At 65.3% G+C, this 20,608-nt stretch carries 17 protein-coding genes; 10 read left to right on the top strand and 7 right to left on the bottom strand.

Features of this window, described 5'->3' with window-relative positions; all coding sequences use genetic code 11:
* Positions 1–339: 339 nt before the first annotated feature.
* Together ACPDIT_RS03145 and ACPDIT_RS03140 are read right to left on the bottom strand one after the other, a co-directional pair.
* Positions 340–1,269, bottom strand: coding sequence for a 2-oxoacid:ferredoxin oxidoreductase subunit beta (locus ACPDIT_RS03145; protein WP_423441461.1), 930 nt, complete (start codon positions 1,267–1,269; stop codon positions 340–342).
* A gap of 20 nt (positions 1,270–1,289) precedes the next feature.
* The gene (locus ACPDIT_RS03140) at positions 1,290–3,128 is read right to left on the bottom strand and encodes a 2-oxoacid:acceptor oxidoreductase subunit alpha (RefSeq protein WP_423441459.1); all 1,839 of its coding nucleotides are present in this window, start codon (positions 3,126–3,128) and stop codon (positions 1,290–1,292) included.
* Positions 3,129–3,933: 805 nt separating this feature from the next.
* Between ACPDIT_RS03140 and ACPDIT_RS03135 the strand changes: the two genes are divergently transcribed.
* From ACPDIT_RS03135 to ACPDIT_RS03115, 5 genes are all read left to right on the top strand, one after another.
* Complete coding sequence (locus ACPDIT_RS03135; protein ID WP_423441457.1) at positions 3,934–4,635, top strand: YIP1 family protein; 702 nt, start codon at positions 3,934–3,936, stop codon at positions 4,633–4,635.
* Positions 4,636–4,711: 76 nt separating this feature from the next.
* Positions 4,712–6,034: an efflux RND transporter periplasmic adaptor subunit gene (locus ACPDIT_RS03130; RefSeq protein WP_423441455.1), complete on the top strand. Its 1,323-nt coding sequence runs from the start codon at positions 4,712–4,714 to the stop codon at positions 6,032–6,034.
* 74 nt (positions 6,035–6,108) lie between these two features.
* A complete protein-coding gene (locus ACPDIT_RS03125; protein WP_423441453.1) occupies positions 6,109–6,798 on the top strand; it encodes an ABC transporter ATP-binding protein in 690 nt (229 codons plus the stop codon).
* Positions 6,795–8,024 carry an ABC transporter permease gene (locus ACPDIT_RS03120; protein ID WP_423441451.1) on the top strand — a complete coding sequence of 410 codons (1,230 nt, stop codon included), beginning with the start codon at positions 6,795–6,797 and terminating at the stop codon, positions 8,022–8,024. The genes ACPDIT_RS03125 and ACPDIT_RS03120 overlap by 4 nt, the downstream gene beginning before the upstream one ends.
* A 1-nt stretch (position 8,025) precedes the next feature.
* Positions 8,026–9,342: an ABC transporter permease gene (locus ACPDIT_RS03115; RefSeq protein ID WP_423441449.1), complete on the top strand. Its 1,317-nt coding sequence runs from the start codon at positions 8,026–8,028 to the stop codon at positions 9,340–9,342.
* Positions 9,343–9,478: 136 nt separating this feature from the next.
* Here ACPDIT_RS03115 and ACPDIT_RS03110 read toward each other — a convergent pair whose 3' ends face one another.
* Positions 9,479–11,494, bottom strand: a complete 2,016-nt coding sequence (locus ACPDIT_RS03110) for a DUF3472 domain-containing protein (protein ID WP_423441447.1) — start codon at positions 11,492–11,494, stop codon at positions 9,479–9,481.
* Between the two features lie 727 nt (positions 11,495–12,221).
* On the opposite strand from ACPDIT_RS03110, the gene ACPDIT_RS03105 reads away from it, so the two are divergent.
* The 5 genes from ACPDIT_RS03105 (at position 12,222) to arsM (ending at position 18,230) form a co-directional block, all read left to right on the top strand.
* Positions 12,222–13,073 carry a type II secretion system protein gene (locus ACPDIT_RS03105; RefSeq protein ID WP_423441445.1) on the top strand — a complete coding sequence of 284 codons (852 nt, stop codon included), beginning with the start codon at positions 12,222–12,224 and terminating at the stop codon, positions 13,071–13,073.
* Positions 13,074–13,548: 475 nt separating this feature from the next.
* Positions 13,549–15,642 (top strand): elongation factor G, encoded by a 2,094-nt coding sequence (locus tag ACPDIT_RS03100; RefSeq protein WP_423441443.1) that lies wholly within the window; start codon positions 13,549–13,551, stop codon positions 15,640–15,642.
* Between the two features lie 507 nt (positions 15,643–16,149).
* Positions 16,150–16,296, top strand: a complete 147-nt coding sequence (locus tag ACPDIT_RS03095) for a hypothetical protein (protein ID WP_423441442.1) — start codon at positions 16,150–16,152, stop codon at positions 16,294–16,296.
* 1 nt (position 16,297) lies between these two features.
* Positions 16,298–16,537, top strand: coding sequence for a CDGSH iron-sulfur domain-containing protein (locus ACPDIT_RS03090; RefSeq protein WP_423441440.1), 240 nt, complete (start codon positions 16,298–16,300; stop codon positions 16,535–16,537).
* A 379-nt stretch (positions 16,538–16,916) separates the two neighbouring features.
* Positions 16,917–18,230 carry an arsenite methyltransferase gene (gene arsM / locus ACPDIT_RS03085; protein ID WP_423441438.1) on the top strand — a complete coding sequence of 438 codons (1,314 nt, stop codon included), beginning with the start codon at positions 16,917–16,919 and terminating at the stop codon, positions 18,228–18,230.
* Between the two features lie 108 nt (positions 18,231–18,338).
* Here the strand turns inward: arsM and ACPDIT_RS03080 are convergent, their stop codons facing one another.
* The 4 genes from ACPDIT_RS03080 to ACPDIT_RS03065 form a co-directional block, all read right to left on the bottom strand.
* Positions 18,339–18,908, bottom strand: a complete 570-nt coding sequence (locus ACPDIT_RS03080) for a D-sedoheptulose-7-phosphate isomerase (protein ID WP_423441436.1) — start codon at positions 18,906–18,908, stop codon at positions 18,339–18,341.
* Between the two features lie 104 nt (positions 18,909–19,012).
* A complete protein-coding gene (locus ACPDIT_RS03075; RefSeq protein ID WP_423441434.1) occupies positions 19,013–19,483 on the bottom strand; it encodes a hypothetical protein in 471 nt (156 codons plus the stop codon).
* A 25-nt stretch (positions 19,484–19,508) separates the two neighbouring features.
* A complete protein-coding gene (locus tag ACPDIT_RS03070) occupies positions 19,509–19,994 on the bottom strand; it encodes an anti-sigma factor family protein (protein ID WP_423441432.1) in 486 nt (161 codons plus the stop codon).
* Positions 19,991–20,605 carry an RNA polymerase sigma factor gene (locus ACPDIT_RS03065; protein WP_423441430.1) on the bottom strand — a complete coding sequence of 205 codons (615 nt, stop codon included), beginning with the start codon at positions 20,603–20,605 and terminating at the stop codon, positions 19,991–19,993. The genes ACPDIT_RS03070 and ACPDIT_RS03065 overlap by 4 nt, the downstream gene beginning before the upstream one ends.
* Positions 20,606–20,608 lie beyond the last annotated feature (3 nt).

The raw sequence follows: 20,608 nt of genomic DNA, 5'->3' as shown, positions 1-20,608 counted from the left end.
GGTGAAGCGGTGTATGGCCGGGCCGAATCCGACGCCCGAGGCGGGCTCCAGGGGTTCGAGTTGCGGCCATATCGGACCCTGCTTCTGTCTCGTGAGCCGGCCCTGGACTCCGGTTGGCGCGAACGGCCCACCGGAAGTGACTTTGAAGTCCCGTGAGCCGGCGAACGGCTCCGCCAGGGGCGGAGGCGCGCGGTGCCCGGGAGGATGATCGACGGTCCGGGCGATGCGAGGTTCCGAGCCGAACAGAAGCAGGGCTCTCGAGTTGGCGGCAGGTCGCAAAAAAGCCCCGGTCGAACGCAGCGCGCCGGGGCCACAGAGCCGGGAGACCGGGAACGGCGATTATTTCATCCGGTCGAACGTTTGTTGCAGAATCTGCCAGTCCTGCAGGTGTTTGACCTTCTCGCGGGCGGCCTGAATGATTTCCTGCTCGCGCTGGTTGCGGGTGGGGCGTTTGACCTGGTAGAAGATGCCGAAATACCCGGGGAACGGTGCGTCAGCCAGCTGGTAGGCGGCCACTTCGTCGGTGACATCGTGATTGGCGGGGACGGTGTTGAACACGCCGCCCTTGCGCGGGTTGGCGGCATCGAAGGCGCCCTCATAAAACTCGACGCACTCGCTGAGGCACTCGATGAAGCTGAACCCTTCGTGCTGCAGGGCAGCTTCCATCATCTGCAGCAGGTGATTGGGGTTGGTGTGGGTGGTGCGGGCCACGAAGGTGGCGCCGGCGGCGATGGCCTGTTTGATGGGATTGAGCGGTTGATCCACTGCACCCCACGGATCGGTCTTGCTCTTGAAGCCGGGCGGCGAGGTGGGCGAGGTCTGTTTCTTGGTCAGGCCGTACACCTGGTTGTCCATCACGACGAGGGTCAGGTTCACGTTCCGGCGTGCGGCGTGAATGAAATGATTGCCGCCGATGGAGAACGCGTCCCCGTCCCCGCTGAACACGAACACGTGCAGATCGGGTCGGGTGAGCGAAACCCCGCTGGCAAACGGCAGGGCCCGGCCGTGAATGAAATGGGCACCATGGGCCTGGACGAAATACGGGAACCGGCTGGAGCAGCCGATGCCCGAGACGGTGACAATATTCTCGTGCCGGATCCTGGCCCGCTCCATCAGCTTGAAATAGATCGCCAGGACCGAAAAGTCCCCGCAACCGGGACACCACGTGGGGTGATCCGCGGCGAGTTCCTTCTTCGTCAGCGGCTTGGGCTCCTCGGCGGCGGGCGCCGGGGGACGTTGCTGATTGGTGGTGAGAGTGGCAGTGCTCATGGCTGTAAAAAGCGGTGAGGTCAGGCTTGAAGGGTCACCGGCTGGCCCTGCAGGCCGGCCAGTTTCTCCTGCAGACGCTCCAGAATCTCGCGCACTTTGAAGGTAAGGCCGTCCGTTTTGTTGATCCCGCGGATGTTCGGGTTGCAGTACCGCGCCCGAAGCAACGCGGCCAGCTGGCCGTAGCCGTACAGCCCTTCATCGTTCATCTCCACCACGAAAATGTGGCGGAACCCGGCGAAGATTTCCTCCAGTCCGTTCGGCAATGGGTTGAGGTACCGGAGGTGCAGGGCCGAAACGTTCAGACCCTGCGCACGCGCGCGGTCCACCGCTTCCCGGATGGGGCCGCGGGTGGAACCCCACCCGACCAGCAGCACGTCGCCCTGGGCGGGGCCGTAGGGTTGCGGCCGCGGCAGATTCCGGGCGAGGGCCTGGAGTTTGCGACGCCGTTTGGCGGTCATGGCCATGTGCATCTTGGGCGACGCCGAGGGATGGCCCATTTCGTCGTGCTCCAGCCCCGGCAGGACCGGGTACTTGCCGTTGAGGACCTTTGTGCCGGGGGGAATGTGGTGGGTGATCCCGTCGGGGGCGCTCAGGTCATAGGGCTTGTGCTCGGGCACGGGGGTGAAGTCCGGCGAAATGTCCTGGCAGACCTTTTCCAGCTCCGGTTCAGGGAAGGCCTCGATACGGGTTGCGATCGACTGGTCGCTGAGAATGAAAACGGGGACGCTGTACTGACGGGCGATGTTGACGGCCTCGATGGCGGTGTAAAAGCAGTCCTCGACATCCGCCGGCGCCAGGACGACCCGCGGCGCGTCTCCGTGACTGCCGAAGCAGGCGATGTACAGATCCGACTGCTCGACGTTGGTGGGCAGCCCGGTGGAGGGACCGCCGCGCTGGATGTCGATGATCACCAGGGGGACTTCGGCGTTGACCGCCCAACCCACCGCCTCGCTCTTGAGCGAAATGCCCGGGCCGCTGGAGCCGGTCACCGCGACCCGACCCGCGTAACTGGCACCGATGGCCATGGAAATGGCGGCAATCTCATCCTCGCACTGAATGAACATGCCTCCGTACTTGGGCAGCTCGCGGCGCAGGGTCTCCATCACGTCCGACCACGGAGTGATGGGGTAGGCGGCACCGAACCGGACACCGGCGGCGATCAGTCCGTACGCCAGCGCCTCGTTGCCGTTCATGACCACCTGCACCCGCTCCCGCTTCCGGCTCTCTGCCAACCGGAAGATGTCCTGCAGATGATTGGCCGCGTAGGCGTAGCCGGCATGAAACGCCAGCAGCGCATTCCGAACCACGCTTTCGTCCTTGCCGCGGAAACGTTCGTTGATGAGCTGCTCCAGCTTGGGGACGTTCAGATCGAACATCCGCGCCACCACGCCCAGGGCGAAGATGTTCTTGCCCTTGTCCCTGGCCGTGCCGCCGATGGCCTCGATGGTCTGCGTGGAAATGGGGACGCCAATGTGAACGTAATCCTTCTGCCACTCCGGCCTGGGCTCCACGTGATCGGTGTCATACAGCACGATGCCGCCCTTGCGCAGGGAGTGAATGTGCTCCTCGTAAGAGTGTTGGTAGAAGGCCAGCAAAAAATCCGCCTCGTCCCCCGCGCTGAGCACCTCGCCCGACCCGATGCGCAGTTGAAAGATCGAAGGCCCGCCCGAGATGGTGGACGGAATGGTCATGAACGTCATGACCTCCTGCTCGGTGCGGCCGGCCAGCCGGGCCAAGATGCTGCCCATGGCCTGAATGCCGTCCTGAGAGTTGCCGGCAATCCGGATGACGGCCTCCGGAATCAGATGCGCCCGGACCGTCGCCTCCGGTGACGGGGTTGTCTGCGTCGTTTCGCTCATTGTCCCTTGATTCCCTGTTTCTGGAGCCACGGATGCCCGGGGACCGCGTTGGGGTGGATGTCCCCCCGCCGCCCCGAGCCACCGTCGCAAGGTAGCCTACTCCTGCTGAACATCGTGTCAAATTCTAATGGATCGGCTGCGGCCTGCGCCGTCGCCGCTCCGCATGCCTCTCTTCGCTCCGGATGGATCCTCGGGGAGAGGCAAAGTTTCACGGGACCCTGGACTGGAAAGCGTTCTGCCGCGCAGGGGCAGCGGTCCAGAAAGCCCGGATCCCGGCACCGGAGGCCCGAGTGACTCGTCGACCCCCACTGCGGCGGAAGATCCCGGAAGCAGCACGGCAGGTGTCCGTGCAGAATCCCCGTTCCCTTTGGCCCATCGCACGTTGCGGAGAGGAAGGGCGTTGGACGGGCCGTTTTTGCAAACCTTCCAGGTTCTCCGGGCCCGGAAAAGCGGTTTGCCATCCGCAAGCCCCTTCGAGGTGCGCGGGGAGCAGCTTGCTAGGAAGCCGACAGGGACTCCCCAAAGACCGCCCCGGGGCCGGAGGGTGGGGCGGCCGGCCCTCTGCCACGGCAACTGGCGGCAGGTGCACCGGGCTGGCAGGAGATCGGGCCGGTCTGCAAGGTGGCAGGTGTCGCGTCTCGTCGGCTCGACAAAGGGTGTGCCCTTGAGTCATGGTGGTGGTCCCGCGACCGTGCGGCGCGCGGGTCAACCTCAGGGTATGTCGACGGACGAACCACCCGTGTTGGGGCCACAAACTCCTCGGACCGAGTCTTGGGAGCCGGCGTCCTACTCTGTGCTGGCGCGCATGGTGAACGTGTTTGCCGTGCCGGGCGAGGTTTTTGAAGACGTGCTTCGGTCCCGACCTGACTGGGGCAATTGGTTTTGGCCGGCGTTGCTGGCATTTCTGGTGGGATTCTGGGGTGGGTGGAAGCTGTGGCCCGACCCCGCGGTGCGTCATCAAATCGTACGGCAGCAGGAGGCGGCGCTGAACGCCCGGGTCGAGGCCGGCCGCCTGACCCGCGAACGGGCGGATGCGGCGTTGCAGCGTCTGGAGCAAGTGTTTGACTCGCCGCTCCTGCAGGCGGCGGCGGGCGGCGTGGCCGGCCTGGGAAGCAGCTTGCGCTTTGTGGTTTGGGCGGTGGCCTTGTGGGGCGTGAGTCGGTGGGCATTTGGCGGCAACGTGTCGTTCGGACGCGCTTGTGAAGTGGCGGGGCTGGCCAGTTTGGTGGGAGTGCTGGGCACCTGGCTGGAGTTTCTGCTCTGGACGCCCGGAGCGACGGCACCGCTCGGGCCGGAAGGGGGAGGGCCGGGACCGACGCCTGCGCCGCCGAGGCTGCCGACCACCCTGGTTTGGGTGCAGAGCATTTTCGGGTTCTGGCAGGTGGCGGTGATGGCCGTGGGGCTCTCCAAGTTGGCGCGGGTGCCGTGGGTGCGAGGCTTTTGGCTGCTGATGGGGTTGTGGCTGTTCTGGCTGCTGGTGTGGGCAATGGCCGGCGGGGCGCGGTGAAGAGGGCCGGGCCGCGCAATGCGACTGTAACCGAAACCGCTTCTGCGGTGTAAGAATGGGGAAGGGTGCATCCAATATGCATACACGGGGAAAACAACGGACCTGGTGGTGGCTGGGCGGCGCGGCCCTGGTGCTGGTGGCGGTGCTTACGGCGGCGTTTCTGTGGCGGCAGCGGGGCCCGGTTTATGTGGTGCAGACGGAAAAGGTGACCCGCCGGGACCTGACCGAGGTGGTGGTGGCCAACGGACGGATCCAGCCCGTGGTGCAGGTGAAGATCAGTGCGGAGGTGAGCGGGGAGATCGTGGAGCTGCCCGTCAAAGAGGGGCAGAGCGTGCAACAGGGGGATCTGGTGGCACGGATCAAACCGGACGTGTATCTGGCCAACCGCCGGTCGGCGGAGGCGTCGTATCAGGCCGCGCGGTCCGCCCGCGACCAGGCAGAGGCGAACCTTCGCAAGGCAGAGCTGGAGTTTCAACGGCAGGCACAATTGTTCCGGGAGCATTTGATTTCCGAGTCGGCGTTTCTGGAGTACCAGACGGCCCTCGATGTGGCGCGCGCCCAGCTGCAACATGCCGAACATCAGGTGGAGGTCGCCCGGGCCGCGCTGGCGCGGGCGGAGGAGGAGCTGGCCAAGACCACGATTTACGCGCCGATCAGCGGTACGATCAGCAAGCTGAGTGTGGAACGCGGGGAGCGGGTGGCCGGCAACACGATGATGGCGGGCACCGAGCTGATGACCATCGCTGATCTGAACAACATGGAGGCCCGGGTGGAGGTGGGCGAGGCCGACGTGGTGTTGCTGCGACCGGGCCAGAGGGCCTGGCTGGAAGTGGACGCCTTTCAGGGGCGCAGGTTCACCGGATACGTCACGGAAATCGCGAATTCCGCGCGCAATCTCAATCCCCAGGTCGGCTCCCAGGAGGCCACCAAGTTCGAGGTGCGCATTCGCATTCAGGAGAAAGAGGCCTTCCGACCCGGAATGTCCGTGACGGCGGAGATCGAGACACGGTATCGGACGAACGTGCTGACGGTGCCACTGGCCAGCGTGACCACGCGCCTGCCGCGGACCAACGACGTGGCCCGGGGAGCGTCCCGCCTGCAATCGGAACGCGCCGCTGCCGGCAACCCCGCCGAGGAGCCCGAACGGGCCGCCCACCGCAAAAGGAGTGAAACCGTCAAGCCCGTGGAAGTGGTGTTCGTGGTGGAGGGGACCCGGGTCCGCATGGTGCCGGTGAAACTGGGCATCAGCGATGCGGATTACTGGGAAATCGTGGAAGGGTTGAGCGAGGGGCAGGAAGTGGTTTCGGGCGGTTACAAAGTGATTCACCGGGACCTGGAAGACGGGGCGCGGGTGCGCGTGGTGCCCCCCGGAAATGCCGCGGGCAAGAAGACAGGGTAGGGAATCGCCAGGGCCGGCGGGCACGGCGGCCACGGGGGCCGGCCGTAAAGCCGGGCGGGCGCAAGCGAGGGAGCATGAGTCTGATCCGACTGGTTCAGGTGAGTCGATGCTATCGCATGGGCAGTGAGACGATTCACGCCCTGCGGGAGGTGAACCTCGAGATCGAGCGCGGCGAGTACGTGGCCATCATGGGCCCGTCCGGATCCGGCAAGTCCACCCTGATGAACATTCTCGGTTGCCTCGACACCCCGACGGCCGGCCGCTACGAGCTGGACGGAATCGACGTCAGTCAAATGGACGACAATCAGTTGGCCGAAGTGCGGAACCAGCGAATCGGTTTTGTGTTTCAGACGTTTCATCTGTTGCCGCGTTCGACGGCCCTGCACAACGTCGAGCTCCCCCTGATTTATGCGGGTTACCCGGCCGAAACGCGCCGGCGCATGGCCCTGGAGGCCCTGGCCCAGGTCGGCCTGGCCGACCGCGTGCAGCATCGGCCCAATGAACTGTCGGGGGGCCAGCGGCAACGGGTGGCCATTGCGCGGGCGCTGGTGAATCGGCCGGCGTTGCTGCTGGCCGACGAGCCCACGGGCAACCTCGACTCGAAAACGGGCGAGGAAATCCTGGCCCTCTTCGATGCCCTCTGGCGCCAGGGCCACACCATCCTGATCGTCACGCACGAGGAGGACGTGGCCCGGCACGCGCGGCGCATTGTGCGGATCCGCGACGGGCGGATCGCGGCCGACGAACGGTCTTGCGGCTCATGAAACTGGCCACCGAACTGGGGGAAGCGCTGCGCATGGCGCTGCAGGCGCTTGCGGCCAACAAGCTGCGCGCCGGCCTGACCACACTGGGCATCGTCATCGGCGTGGCCACCGTGACGCTCATGGGCACCGCCATCGAAGGCCTCAATCGTTCCTTCCTACAGAGCGTGTCCAAGATCGGGGCCGATGTGTTGTTCGTGGACCGGATGGACTGGTTCATCGAATCGCGCGAAGTCTGGCTGCGCATGCAGAAGCGGCGTCCGATTGATCTGGCGGATGCGCGGGCCCTGGCGCGGGAAGCGACCTTTGCCCCGGCCCTGGCCCCGGTGGCCCGCGCGTCTTTGCCCGTCCGATACGAGAACCGCCGTTCGAGCAGTGTGTTCATCGTGGGCACCACCGAACAGTATCAGGAAACCGCGGGCGTGCGCGTTTCTCTGGGCCGGTTTCTCAGCGCTGCGGACGTGGCCGGGGGCCGGCCCGTTTGTGTCATTGGCACCGAAGTGGCCACCAATTTGTTGCGCCGCGACCCGCCTCTGGGCCGTCGGCTCAACATCGGGGGCCGCACCTTCGAGGTGATCGGGGTCCTGGAGCGCCAGGGCACCTTTCTGGGCGCATTCAGTCTGGACAATCAGATCATCCTCCCGCTGTCGGCGTTCGTGGCTTCCTTCCAAAGCCGGCCGGAGCTGCAAATCCAGGTGAAGGTGGGCAACGTCGCCCATCTGGAGGATGCCCGGGAGGAGCTGCGTCAGGCGATGCGGCGGGTGCGCGGCCTGGCCCCCGGGGAGCCGGACGATTTTTCCATCAACCAGCAACAGCAGTTTGTGCGACTGTTTCAGCAGGTGGGCGGCACCATCGCGGCGGTGGGACTGTTCATCACCGGCCTGTCGTTGTTCGTGGGCGGCATCGGCATCATGAACATCATGTTCGTGTCGGTGGCCGAAAGGACACGGGAAATCGGCATCCGCAAAGCCGTGGGGGCCAAACGGCGGGCCATCTTGATGCAGTTTTTGTTGGAGGCGGCCGGCATTTGTTTGATGGGCGGCTTGTTGGCGCTGGGGATTGCCTGGCCGTTGACCTGGGTGATGCAGTGGTTCCTGCCGGCGGCGCTGTCGTTGCGAGTGGCTGCCCTGGCGTTGGGCGTGGCGGTGACCACCGGGTTGGTGTCCGGCTTCATGCCGGCCTGGCGGGCCGCGCGACTGGACCCGGTGGAAGCCTTGCGGGCGGAGTGATATGAATCCGGAGCTCCCGAGTCGGCACGCAGTCCCGCCGGTCCTGCCGGCTCCGGCCATCCGACGTTCACGGGCGTGGTCGTGGGCCGAAGTGGCGGAGAGTTTTCACATGGCCATGGCCGCGGTGGCCGCCCATAAACTGCGCTCCGGGCTGACCCTGCTGGGCGTGTTGGTCGGGGTGTTTTCCATCATGGTCACCATGACGGCCCTGCGGGTGCTGCAGCGCAACGTCGAACGAGAAATGAGCCAGTTGGGGGCCCACACGTTTGCGGTGCGCAAGTGGCCGGCGGTGTATTTTGGCGGTCCGGAAGGGTTCGAGAAATATTGGCGTCGGAAGCCGATCACGTGGGAACAGGGGCAACGAGTGGCCCGGCGGGCGACCCTGGCGAGCAGCGTGGGGTTGGAGGATGAGTTTTGGGCGGGCGAAGCCCTCAGCGTTTACGGGCGCACGCCGCCGACCGTTCGGTTGCTGGGCGTGACCCCGGGCAGTTTCCCGGCCCGAAACTGGGTGGTGGCCGAGGGTCGGGCGCTGATGGAGGCGGACGTGGAAAACGCGCGGGACGTCTGCGTCCTGGGCGATGCGCTGGCCCGGAGTTTGTTCCCACACGGTTCCGCCGTGGGCCAGACCATCAAGATGGACGGAGTCCCGTATCGGGTGGTGGGGGTGCTGGAGCCGAAGGGCACGACACAAGGAGGCGAACAGGACAACTTTGCGGCCATTCCCTTGAGCACGGCCATGAATCGGTACGGTCGCATGGGGCGGAGCCTGACCCTGTTGGTTCAGGCGCGGGAGGCGGCGGTGTTCGAGGATTGCGTGGAGCAGGTGCGGGGACTGTTGCGGCTGGCGCGAAAAGTGCCGCCCGGAGCGGAGGACGATTTTGAGATCTTTTCCAACGACTCGCTGATCCAGCAGTTCCAGGCTTTTACCCTGGCGGTGCGCGTGGGAGTGGCGGTCATCAGTTCCATTGCCCTGCTGGCGGCCGGCGTGGGCATCATGAACATCATGTTGGTGTCGGTGACCGAACGCACCCGCGAAATCGGAATCCGTCGCGCCGTCGGGGCCAAGAAACGCCACATCCTCGTCCAGTTCATTCTGGAGGCGGTTGTGTTGTGCGAACTGGGCGGGCTGTTGGGGATCGTGCTGGGGATTGCCGGGGGCAACTTGACGGCCTGGTACTTCAAAGTGCCGCCGGCGATTCCTCTGGATTGGACACTGATGGGTCTGCTGAGTTGTTCGGCCGTGGGGATCGTTTTCGGCACGTATCCGGCTTGGAAGGCGGCGCACCTCGATCCGATTGAATCGCTGCGGTACGAGTAGCCGGCCCGGGGCCGGCGTGGTGCCGGGAGCGCTCCGGACGAGGCCGCGGTTTCCCGGCGGTCCAACATCGAATGGCTTCCGCGTCCGGCCCCGACGTGTGCCGGGGCCACGCTGTATGCCCCGGGTCCATGCGACCTCAGCGAAGCAAGTGCGAGGGATCGACCGGTTGGACGCCCCAAGGCCCTTTCCGGGCCAGGCGGTCCAATTCGCTCAAGTTGAACCGAACCGTTACGATAAACGGGCTTTGGCCTTCGACCCAGTGACCGTACGAGGTGGCCACGATCGTGCCCTCGGGCAGGCAAACCACCCCGGCGTAACCGCAATCGTGACCCGAACGGTTGTCCAGGAGCCGGACCCGGTACTGCCCGGGCCGCCCATGGACCAAATCCTCCCAGGTTCCAACCCAGCCGACCCAGTCGCCGTGTGTGGGCGATCCCGGGGCCATGTCCCGAAAGCTGACGAATAGCCGACCGTCCGGCGCATACACCGCCACATGCCGGTCCCCGGTCAGCTCTCGGGGCAGTTCGCGCGGAACCGACCATGACCGTCCTTCGTCGGAACTGAACATGACGTGGGACAGGCGCACGCGCCGGTTCTCGCGCAGCAACGCCGCCAGCGTGGTCCCGTCCGGCGAACGCACGAGCCCGGGCTCGCAGAGGTGAATCGCGGTGTCGGAGTAAACCGGCTGCGGACGGCTCCAGGTGAGCCCGCCGTCGCGGCTGAACGTCTGGTACAGGGTCATGACGGCCGGGCTGTGGCGCTGCGGCTCGGCTTGGAAAAAGCGACCGTCGTCATGAAACATGGCCAGGCAGTGTCCCGGGCGTTCGCGCAGGGCAACCACGCTGCTCATGACGACGATGCCGCCCCAGTCGCCCGCAGGTCGAAGCTCGGACCAGCTTCGTCCGTCGTCCTCGGAAACAGCCAGGCGTGCGGGATACAGACCCGACCAGAGCAGAACCCTGCGCCTGCCCCCGGCGTCCACGACGCGGTGCAGGGTGGGCGTTTCCAGGCTGGTGGCCCATGAGGAGGGTGTGGCCAGCCGTTGGCTCCAGGTCCGGCCTCCATCCTCGCTGCGCTTGTACACGATGGCGCCACGGCCATGGCCCTTGGGATAAACGCACAGGATCGTGCGCCCGTCTTCCAACAAACAGGTGCTCGGATGGCCGAGGTACTGACCGGGCTCGCGGTCCACCACCACCTGCAGATCCGCCCGGGGGGCCAGGTCCAGCAAAGGAGTATTGAAGGAACGAAGGCCCAACAAGGGCTCGAGATCTGCGGGCGGCTGGTTCGTCTCCGCGGATCCGGTCAGGATGGAGCCGAGCGGCGGATGCGCGCGATCTTCGCCCCCGGTTTCCAGGAAAAAGCCGTTGGCGACCGTTCCGCCGCCGATGTTGTCGCGGGACTCCCACGGGGCATCGGAGGCGGTAAAACGCGCCCGGGTCACTGCATGCCAGCGGGAGTCCGCATCCAGGATCCACACGTTGGCGAACTCCGCGCGACGAAACTCGTGCACACTCCGGCCGTCCCGCCGGAAATCTTCCACGAAGGAGTAATACCCCCGCAGCCATTGTCCGCCCGTGCGCGTGCGAAAACTGGCCAGGTGTTTCCACTGCTTTCGTTCGGCCAACCAAAAATACGCTGCGTAGGTGGTCCAATCTTCACTGGGTTCGGCCCGCACGAAAAACCGATAGGTGCGGCCCGTTTCCCAGGCATAGGGCCACATGCACTGGGCACCGGTTCCTTCGCCGCCGAACCTGCGGATGCGTACGTCCGGGTCGCTGTGCCAAACCTGGACACGCTGGTCCTCGGGCACCGCGTTGGGGTCGTCGCCCCGGGTCGGATCCCACACCGAGAACAACACGACCCTGTTCGTGGCGGAGCTCAACTCCTGGATGCCGAAGTAGCCCGTGTTCCAGCCGCAGGCCATGAAATAACTGCCCCGGGTGGACTGGCGCACGGTCATTTCCAGGTAAAACCCGCGGCCTTCCGGTCCGTCCCAGCCCAGATGGACCGATCGCGCTGCCCGGATTTCCGGGGTCGCCCCGAAAGCCATGGACACCCCAAGAATCCAGCCGGTGGAAAGGAGCGCCAAGAGGCCGGGACCAAATGCCCGCGCACCGCAACGTTCCCGGACCCGTGGAACCTGGTTCATGGCGTGGCAGGGTACAACGTCTGCTGAACGGCTGCACGTTTGTTTGCGCCGGGTGCAGGAAAACGCTGCCGGCGACCGCTCCCGGTAACCGGCGCCGTCCGGCGGCGGCCGGGCGTCCGAGTAAGGAAAAACTTCCGTCGTGGGTGGTGGCGACCGCCGTAACGCGATGGCTCTCGCAGTGTCCGCCGCCTGGGGAGCAGGTGTCGTCGCAGCGGGAATGCGGTGAGTGGTATCCAGGTGAACTGCCCGCCGACTTTCATCGGCGACTACCTTGTCCGGCTGCCCATGGGGGATGGGGCCTCGTTCCAGAGCCAGGCCGGAATGGAGACGGTCGGTGACGGCGTTCCCACCAGCCGCGCAGATCGAATTCCCGGACTTGATGAAGAACGCCGCGTTTCCCTGAAGCACCTGCGAGAGTCGTGGATTTGGCAGAGCTGTCGTCCGAAAAAACCGGGTTTTCCAACTGCCCGATCGTCACTCGCGATGCATGAACAGGCTTTGAAACAACGGGATTTTCGGAACAGGACCGGCGACTCCTTGGGAAGATGCACATGCCGTTGGTCCGCGAAATGAGTTTTCGACCGCCCGTTCTCCGGGGTCCATCGGACGGTTGGCGCGCAATGCGGTCGGCCCGACGAAGTCCGGACTCGGACTTGACCGGTCAGAAACCGGGGCGTTAGGGTGAAACTGCATGGGCAGGCAGGCATCAGCGATCGCGAGGGTCCGAGTGCCGCGGTTTCCCGTTTACGGCCGGCCCACGAGGCGGGCATTCACGCTGATTGAGCTCCTGGTCGTCATTGCCATCATTGCGATTCTGGCGGGGCTGATGTTGCCCGCTCTTTCCAAGGCCAAGGTGCGGGGTCAGCGGATTCAATGCTTGTCGAATCTGCGCCAGCTCGGCACCGCCTGGGCGATGTATGCGGGGGATAATCTGGGTCGGCTGGTCGGCAACTACCCCATTCTCTCGGCAGGGGTGCCACACCCCGACAGTTGGTTTTGGGGCTATGCCTCGTGGCCGCATGATCCGTTTTACGGTCCGTTCCCGCAGTACAGTGCGACCAGCATTTGGTGCGTCACCAGCTCGAAGCTCTTTCCCTACCATGGGAGCATCGACGTCGCGCGCTGTCCGGCGGATACCCGCGTGGTGGGTGGTTTGCGGGTGGTCCGCAGCGTGTCGATGAACAGCTGGGTCAACGGCCGGTCCTTTGGCGATCCCACCGGAGAGTCCACGTATCTGACCCCGGCCCAGGACCGCACCCTGACCTACCGGCTTTTTCGCAAAGAGGCGCAGCTCATTCGGCCGGCGGAGACCTGGTTGATCATCGACGAGGACGCCAACCCGGCCAATCCCAGCATCAACGACTCGATGTTCGTGGTGGACATGGGGGCCGGCACCGGGCTGGCCGACCTCATGGCGCGCCGTCATGGCAACGCCTATGGCCTGAACTTCACGGACGGCCATTCCGAGATCTACCCGTTGCGCGATCCCCGCACCATCCGCGCCCCGGGGCCCCCGGTGCCCCGGCAAAACAATCCGGATTGGGCTGCCCTGGCCCGGGTCACCACGCAACGCAACTAGCCTCCCAAACGGGGGGCCGGGGCCGGGGGCAGCGCTCGTGCCGATTCCCCGGGCAGTTGGTGGTGCGTTCCGCCCACCCCTGGCGGGGAGGGGAGTGCCTTCCGCGCTCCGGGCCGGACCTCGATCGTGCGTCGGCACCAACCGAAACAGCGTTGGTCGGCTGGAGTCGAGGGGGAGTGGGGCCTCACCCTGGTTGCGGATGCAGGGGCGCACTCAACCCTCTCACCCGCGCCGTCAGGCCGCTGGCCGGAGCAGGAAAACCGCCCTTCGAGACTCGCGGCGTTGACGCGATCTGCGGGCGCGTCCTAAGCTGCGGGCGTTGTCGAAACGAACGCGGCGCCGCGGCGGACCCGCGGGCGGGAAAGCCCTTCCGGGCTCCGGCTCGGGGCGTGCCGCAGGGCGCTCGCATGGGTGGGAGTCTCCGGGTTCGCGGACCCGCAGATTCCCGGGGTGAGAGTCTCGAACGCAACAGGGCATGAAAACGTATCAACCTTCGGACATCCGAAACTTCGCCATCGTCGGCCACGCTTCCTCGGGAAAGACCATGCTCAGCGAGTGCATGCTGTTGTGCGCCGGTGTCATCAACCGGCTCGGCAGCGTGGCGCAGGGCTCGACGGTCTCCGACTACCACGAAAACGAGCGCGAGCGGAAGATTTCCATTCAAACCTCGATGCTCCACTTGGAGTGGCTGGGGCGGAAGTTCAACATCCTCGATTGTCCGGGGTACCTCGATTTCATCGCCGAGGCGCTGGGGGCCCTGCGTGTGGCGGACCTGGCTGTGATCGTGGTCGATGCCAAGGATGGTCCCGGCGTCGGCACCATGCAGGTGTGGGAATGGGCCACTCAGTTCGGACTTCCCAAGGTGTTCGTGATCAACGGCGTGGACAGGGAAAACGCGGATTTCGAGCGCACCCTGGCCCAGATCCGGCAATTTGCCGGCGAGCGCGTCTTTCCTCTGAGCCTGCCCCTGGAATCGGGACCGGGGTTCCAGAGGGTCCTGGACGTGCCGCGCAGCGAGATCATCACCTACGCCGCGGATGCCAGCGGCAAGTTCACCGAGGCGGCCGCCACCGGCGCCGAAGCCGAACGGGTCAACGCGCTCCACGAAAAACTGATGGAATACATTGCCGAGGCGGACGATTCCCTGACCGAAAAGTATCTCGAACAGGGCCGACTTACGGAGGAGGAACTGCGGGGCGGCCTGCACAAGGCCATCCTGCAGCAAAGTTTCATCCCCCTGTTCGCCACCTCGGCCGAACGCAACATCGGGGTGGCCCGGTTGATGGACTTCATCGCCAAATACGGCGCGGCCCCCACCGATCGACCCAAGGTCCCGGCACGGGATGCCAATGACCAGCCCATCGAGGTCAGCCTCACCGACCCCGAACCCGTGGCGTATGTGTTCAAGACGGTCAGCGAACCCAAGTTCGGCGAGGTCTCCTTCTTCCGTGTCTACGCGGGCAAGGTCGCCGTGGGCACCGAGCTGCACAACCCCCGCAGCCGGGTCACCGAAAAGATCGGCCAGCTTTACCTCCTGAACGGCCAAAACCGCGAGCCGATCAACGAGATCCCCGCCGGGGACATGGGGGCCACGGTCAAACTCAAGGGGACCCATACCTGCGACACCCTTTGCAGCCCCAAATTCATTTGCCGCCTGCCGGGCGTGCAATGGCCCAAGCCGAGCATCCACGCCGCCATCGAACTGAAGGTCAAGGGCGAAGAAGACAAGCTCTCCCAGGGCCTGGCCGCGTTGCACGCCGCCGATCCCACCTTCACGTACGTGGTGGATGCCGAACTGCGCCAGACCATCCTGTCCGCCCAGGGCGAGCTGCATCTGATGGTGATCACGGACGAACTGAAAAAGCGGTTCCGCGTGGATGTGGAGCTGTTGCCGCCCAGGATCCGATATCGCGAAACCATCAAGTCCAAAGGGGAGGCCAAGTACCGACACAAAAAACAGACCGGCGGTGCCGGACAATTCGCCGAGGTCTGGATGCGCATCGAACCCAGGCCCCGCGACAGTGGCTTGGAGTTCACCGAATCGCTCGTGGGGCAGAATGTGGACCGTGTCTTCGTCCCGTCGGTCGAGAAGGGCGTGCAGCGCGCGGCCATGGAAGGCATCCTGGCCGGCTACCGCGTCACGGACGTCAAGGTGGACTTTTACGACGGCAAGATGCACCCGGTGGATTCCAAGGACATCGCGTTCCAGATCGCCGGCTACGAGGCCTTCAAAGAGGCCTTCCGCTCCGCCAACCCGATTCTCCTGGAACCGATCCAGAACGTGGAAATCCGCGTGCCGGAGGAGTACATGGGCGCCGTCATGGGCGATTTGTCCAGCCGCCGGGGCAAGATCCTCGGCATGGAAAGCCTGGGCAACCTCCAGATCATCCGTGCCCAGGTGCCTGCCGCCGAGATGTACCGCTACGCCGTGACGCTTCGATCGCTGACGGGCGGCCGCGGAGTGCATTCCGAGGAATTCAGTCATTATGAGGAAATGCCCGCGGCACTGGCCCAGAAGGTCATCGAAGAAAGCCGGCGCCAGCGGGAACAACAAGCGGCGGAAAAATAGGCCGGTGCTTTGCGCCCGGCGGTTTTCCTCGCCCGCAGCGCTGCCTTCAGGCGGCGGTCCCTCGCAAGACCAGAAGATCGCATTGCCGGTCGAACCGGAGGACGGTCTCTTGCCGGGAAACGGGGCAGGGGCACCAGAAGGAGTCGGCTGCGTGATTCGGCCGGGCCTCCGCCACCGGAACTCCTCGGGTTGCACCCTTTGGCAGGGCGCGGCGGGTTTGGAGGAGGGAGTTCCCGGGACGCTGCCGCGGGTTGGTAGATTGGATGCACCTTCGGCGCGTGGCAGGGCCCGTGCGATCCGGGACTACGGAGGGCGCATTTCCGTTTTTGAGCACCGGATGCAAGGAGGCCGAAGCGAGGGTGCTTCTCCCGGTTTGCGCGTGGCGCACACGCCCGGAATCCGCCGACCCATCGAGGGCGTCCGAAACCCGAAATGCGCCGTTGGGACGGGTCGGGCGAGACCGCGCCTTTACATGGCGGATCGGGGGTTGCATCTTGAAGGGCGGTTATGGACAAGTTTTGGAGCATTTTTTGTGTGCCGATGGGTGTATTCCTTTGTTTCGGTCCGGCTTTGATTGCCTGGGTGTGGGCCGAGCGGAAAGAAGCACGCCAGGCCAAGGTCACCCAAGGGCCGGGCCGGTCGAACCCGCACTAACATGGCAGAGCCTCGGATCGCATCGCGCCAGCCGTTCGTGCAAAAGGTTCAGCCCGGCACCTACTGGTGGTGCGCCTGTGGCTTGTCCAAGGAGCAGCCATTTTGCGACGGTTCGCACAAGGGCACCGGCCTTGGCCCGGTGAAAGTGGAAGTGGACACGGAACGGACGGTGGCCTGGTGCGGATGCAAACACTCGGGCAGTGGGGCCTTTTGCGACGGCACTCACGCACGGTTGGGCTGAGGGAACCGGCATTTCGGCTTGGCGTCGCCCGGGTCGGGCCGACGCGTTTGTTCGCGTTCGAACCCGCGGCAGCAGAGTCGATTGCCACCGCCATGTTTCTTCAGGGGATGGGGGCCGACTTCTTCTCGGAGAGAAGGCGGGCCCTCGGGAGGCGTTTGAACAATCCATTTTGCGAAGGCCAAAACTGCGGATTTCCCCGAGAAGCCGAAGCTCGTTTTGGCGCACACGCCTCTTTCGGCGGCTTGTGAGAACCGCAGCAGTCGCTGTGCAACCGAGACCGCCTGCTGCGCCCGGGGTGCCGGGGGACGTGGACCGGTTGGAAACTTGGCGCTCTGCCGTTTCGGCGTAGGTTGATGGAAGCAAGGATACGAGGTCTGCGATGAAACCAACGGTGTTGATTTTGTGTACGGGAAACTCGTGTCGGAGTCACATGGCCGAGGGGATCTTGCGGGCGGCGGCAGGGGACATCTTGGATGTCCAGAGTGCCGGTTCGGAACCTGCGGGCCATGTCCATCCCCTGGCCATTGCCGTCATGCGGGAAATCGGCATCGACATTTCCGGGCATCGCTCCAAGTCGCTCAGGGAATTCCTCGGCCGACCGGTCGAAACGGTCATCACCGTGTGCGGCAACGCTGACCAGGCATGTCCCACCTTCCCCGGGCAGGTGAACCGTCATCATTGGCCATTTGACGACCCGGCCAAAGCCACGGGATCGGAGGAGGAACGCCTGACGGTGTTCCGACGCGTGCGGGACGAAATTCGGCGGGTCTTCGAAGCTTATGCAGCCGGGCGAAGAGACCAGCTTCGGGCCGGCTCAACCCGACCGGCGGCTCCCCCGGCACCTACGGTCGATGAAGTGCGGGAAACGGTTCGGGCCGGGTATGCCCAGATTGCCACCGGCGGCGGCTCGTGTTGCGGTCCGGCAACGTCCTGCGGGTGCGACGGGGCCGGGGCCGGCGCGGAAACGTTGGCGCGCCAGTTGGGATACCAGCCGGAGGAGCTGGCCGCGCTGCCCGAGGGCGCCAACCTGGGATTGTCTTGCGGGAACCCCACCGCGTTGGCGGGCCTGCGACCGGGCGAGGTGGTGCTGGATTTGGGTTCCGGTGCGGGCTTCGACGTGTTTCTGGCGGGTCGTAAGGTCGGACCGACCGGCCGGGCCATCGGGGTGGACATGACGCCGGAGATGGTCGCGCGGGCCCGGGCCGGCATTCCCGCCTACCGTCAGCGCACCGGATGGGACAACGTGGAGTTTCGGCTGGGCGAAATCGAACATCTGCCGGTGGCCGACGCGAGCGTGGACGTGGTGATCTCCAACTGCGTGATCAATCTCTCGCCGGACAAGGCCCGGGTCTGGCGGGAGATTGCCCGGGTGCTGAAGCCCGGGGGACGCGTGGCGGTGTCGGACCTGGCCCTGCTTCGGCCGTTGCCGCCGACCGTCGTACGAATGGTGGAGGCGTTGGTCGGATGCGTGGCCGGGGCAGTATTGATCGAGGAAACGGAACGGATGATCCGCGAAGCCGGCCTGGACGAGGTTCAACTGCGCACGCGGCCCGAGTATGTGCAGGCGCTGGAGAGTTTCGAGGATCCGCTCTATCGGAAGGTGGCCGAGCATCTGCCTCCGGGGACGAAGGTTTCGGATTACCTGGTGAGCCTGGAAGTGACCGCGCGGAAGCCGGAGCGCTCGAGCGCCTGAGCCGCGGAGCGAACCGGACGCAAGGATCCCTGCAGCTTCGAGGCTGGCTCTGCCGAACGCGGTGTCGGCCTCGGCACGGCAGCTGCTCGGCGCGAAAACCTCAACCGTTCAGGCCCCCCATTCCGGATGCTCCATGAACGCGTAGCAGGCCAGATGGAGAATGGTCATGTGGGCATCTTCGACGCGTCCGTAGTGGGTATCCGGGATGGCCAGCACCAGATCGGCCAGTTCGGCCAACCGACAGGGCCGGCCGCCGACCAGAGCCACGGTCCGCAGCTGGTGGTCACGGGCCCATTCCAGGGCACGCACGCAGTTGGGTGAGTTGCCGCTGACACTGAGCGCAATGGCCAGGTCATGGGGACGGGCGAAGTTTTGCAGGGGGCGAACGAAGACTTCCTCGTACGCATAGTCGTTGGCCAGCGCCGTGAGCCAGCTGAGGTTGTCGGTCAGGGCCATGACTCGAAAACGGCGGGCGAGTCGGTCGGATGCGCCTTTGCCCAGATCCGTGGCAAAGTGGGCGGCGGACGCGGCACTGCCGCCGTTGCCGAAAACGAAAACCTGTCGGTCGTGGCGAAGCGCTTCCTGCAGGAACTCGATGAGTCGCGCGACACCTTCGATGGGAATGGCCGCATGCGCGGCGGCCTGGGCCCGGAGATAACCACGGATCCATTCGTTCATGCGGGGGACACTCTACCGGGTGCCCCGTCGCGGGGGAAGGACGGGGCGCGGCGGGGGAACAACCCGGAAAGGATCGGAGGTCGGCCCGTGCCCGCCGCCGGGACCTAGTCCTTGCGCTGGAGCACCACGAACCAGGCAGTGTAGTTCGGTGCATTCCCGCCCAGGACCAGTGTCTCGCCCCGGGGCAGTTTCTGGGTGATGCGACCGACGCGCTTGCCCTTGCCGTAGAGGATCAGCTCGACCTGGTCGTTCTCGGCCTGGCGCACGCTGATTTCACACTCGTCGCTCATGGCGACGCGACGGGGTTGGTCACGGGGCACGGTGAATTCCTTGCGGTTGACCTCGAAGTAGTGGGACCACTTGAAGGGGAGGTCCTTGAGTTTCTTCGCCACCTGCGTCTCCACCGGTTTGTGCCGGGGATCGGGGGACTTTTCCTCGTTGGTGCCCCAAATGAGCAGGGCCTCCAGCTTCAATTCGCCGGCGAGGCCGGTGACGCAGGCCGCCAACAGGCAGAACAGCCACACGCGGACACGAAGGAGCCGACTCCGCAGGAACAGAATCGGGCGAGGACTCATGGGCGACGGGATCATGGGCGGAAGCTCAAGGGCTTTCGGGAGGGTAGCTGAACCACACCAGGGTCAGGAGCCGTTCGTCGTCGCGGTAGGTGGTCGCGTAGTTGTCGGCCTGGGAGACGTGGACCTCCGGGTAATCGGATTGTCCGTGGCCCGGCAAACTCAGGGTGAGCACCACGGCCAGGCTGGCCAGCACGGCTGCCGGGGCCAGCCACCGCTTCCACTCAAGCAGCCATTGCCACAAGCCGCGGGTCACCGGCGCCGGCGCGGGCGCCGGCCCGGCTCCGGCCTCGATGGCCCGCGCGATCCGGCTCCAGTAGAACTCGCGAGTTTCGGGCACGCGGAGCTGGCCTTCATCGAAGCGGCGGAGGGTGCCCTGCACGAGGCGCAGCTCCTCCAGGAGCGCCTGAGCCTGCGGATCCTCGGCCCAGCGGACCGCCCAGGCCTGGCGCTCGGACTCGGGCAGCTCCCCGTCCAACCAGGCTTGCAACTTGAGTTGTTCGTCGCGCGTCATGGTTTGGGTTTGGAATCTTCGGAGTCTTTCAAATCTTTCAGGAGCCTGGCCATGTGGCGACGGGCGTAAAAAAGCCGGGACATGACCGTGCCGATGGAACAGCCCATCACCTCGGCGATCTTGCGGTATTCCATACCCTCGAACTCATGGAGGATCAACACGGTCCGATGCGCCGCACTGAGCCGTCCCAGGGCCTGCCAGATCCGCGCCTGCAGCTCGGCCCGCTCCAGGCCGGCCGTCGGATTGACGGTGACCGGGGGCAGGATGGCATCCCGCAGGCCGGTCTCTTCTTCGAGCGCTTCGAGCGACTCGACCGGCAGCCGCTTTTGCCGGCGCAGATGGTCCAGACATACATTGATCACAATGCGCGTGATCCAGGTGGCGAAGCTCGATTCGCCCTGGAACTGCTGCAACCGTTGCCAGGCCTTGATCCAGGCTTCCTGGGAAAGATCCACCGCATCTTCCTCGTTGTGCAGGATCGTCAGGGCTCGCGCGTACACCTTGTCCCGGTGCCGTGCTACCAGTTCTTCAAACGCCTCCAGATGCCCCTGTTTGGCCGCCTGCACCAGCGCCTCGTCGGAAACCGAGGAGAGATCGCGGTTGTTCTGCATGGT

Source organism: Limisphaera sp. VF-2 (genome assembly GCF_049537125.1).
Classification (GTDB): Bacteria; Verrucomicrobiota; Verrucomicrobiia; order Limisphaerales; family Limisphaeraceae; genus Limisphaera.
Note: the sequence above shows the minus strand (reverse complement) of the source record. Positions and strands in the feature narration are given on the sequence as shown.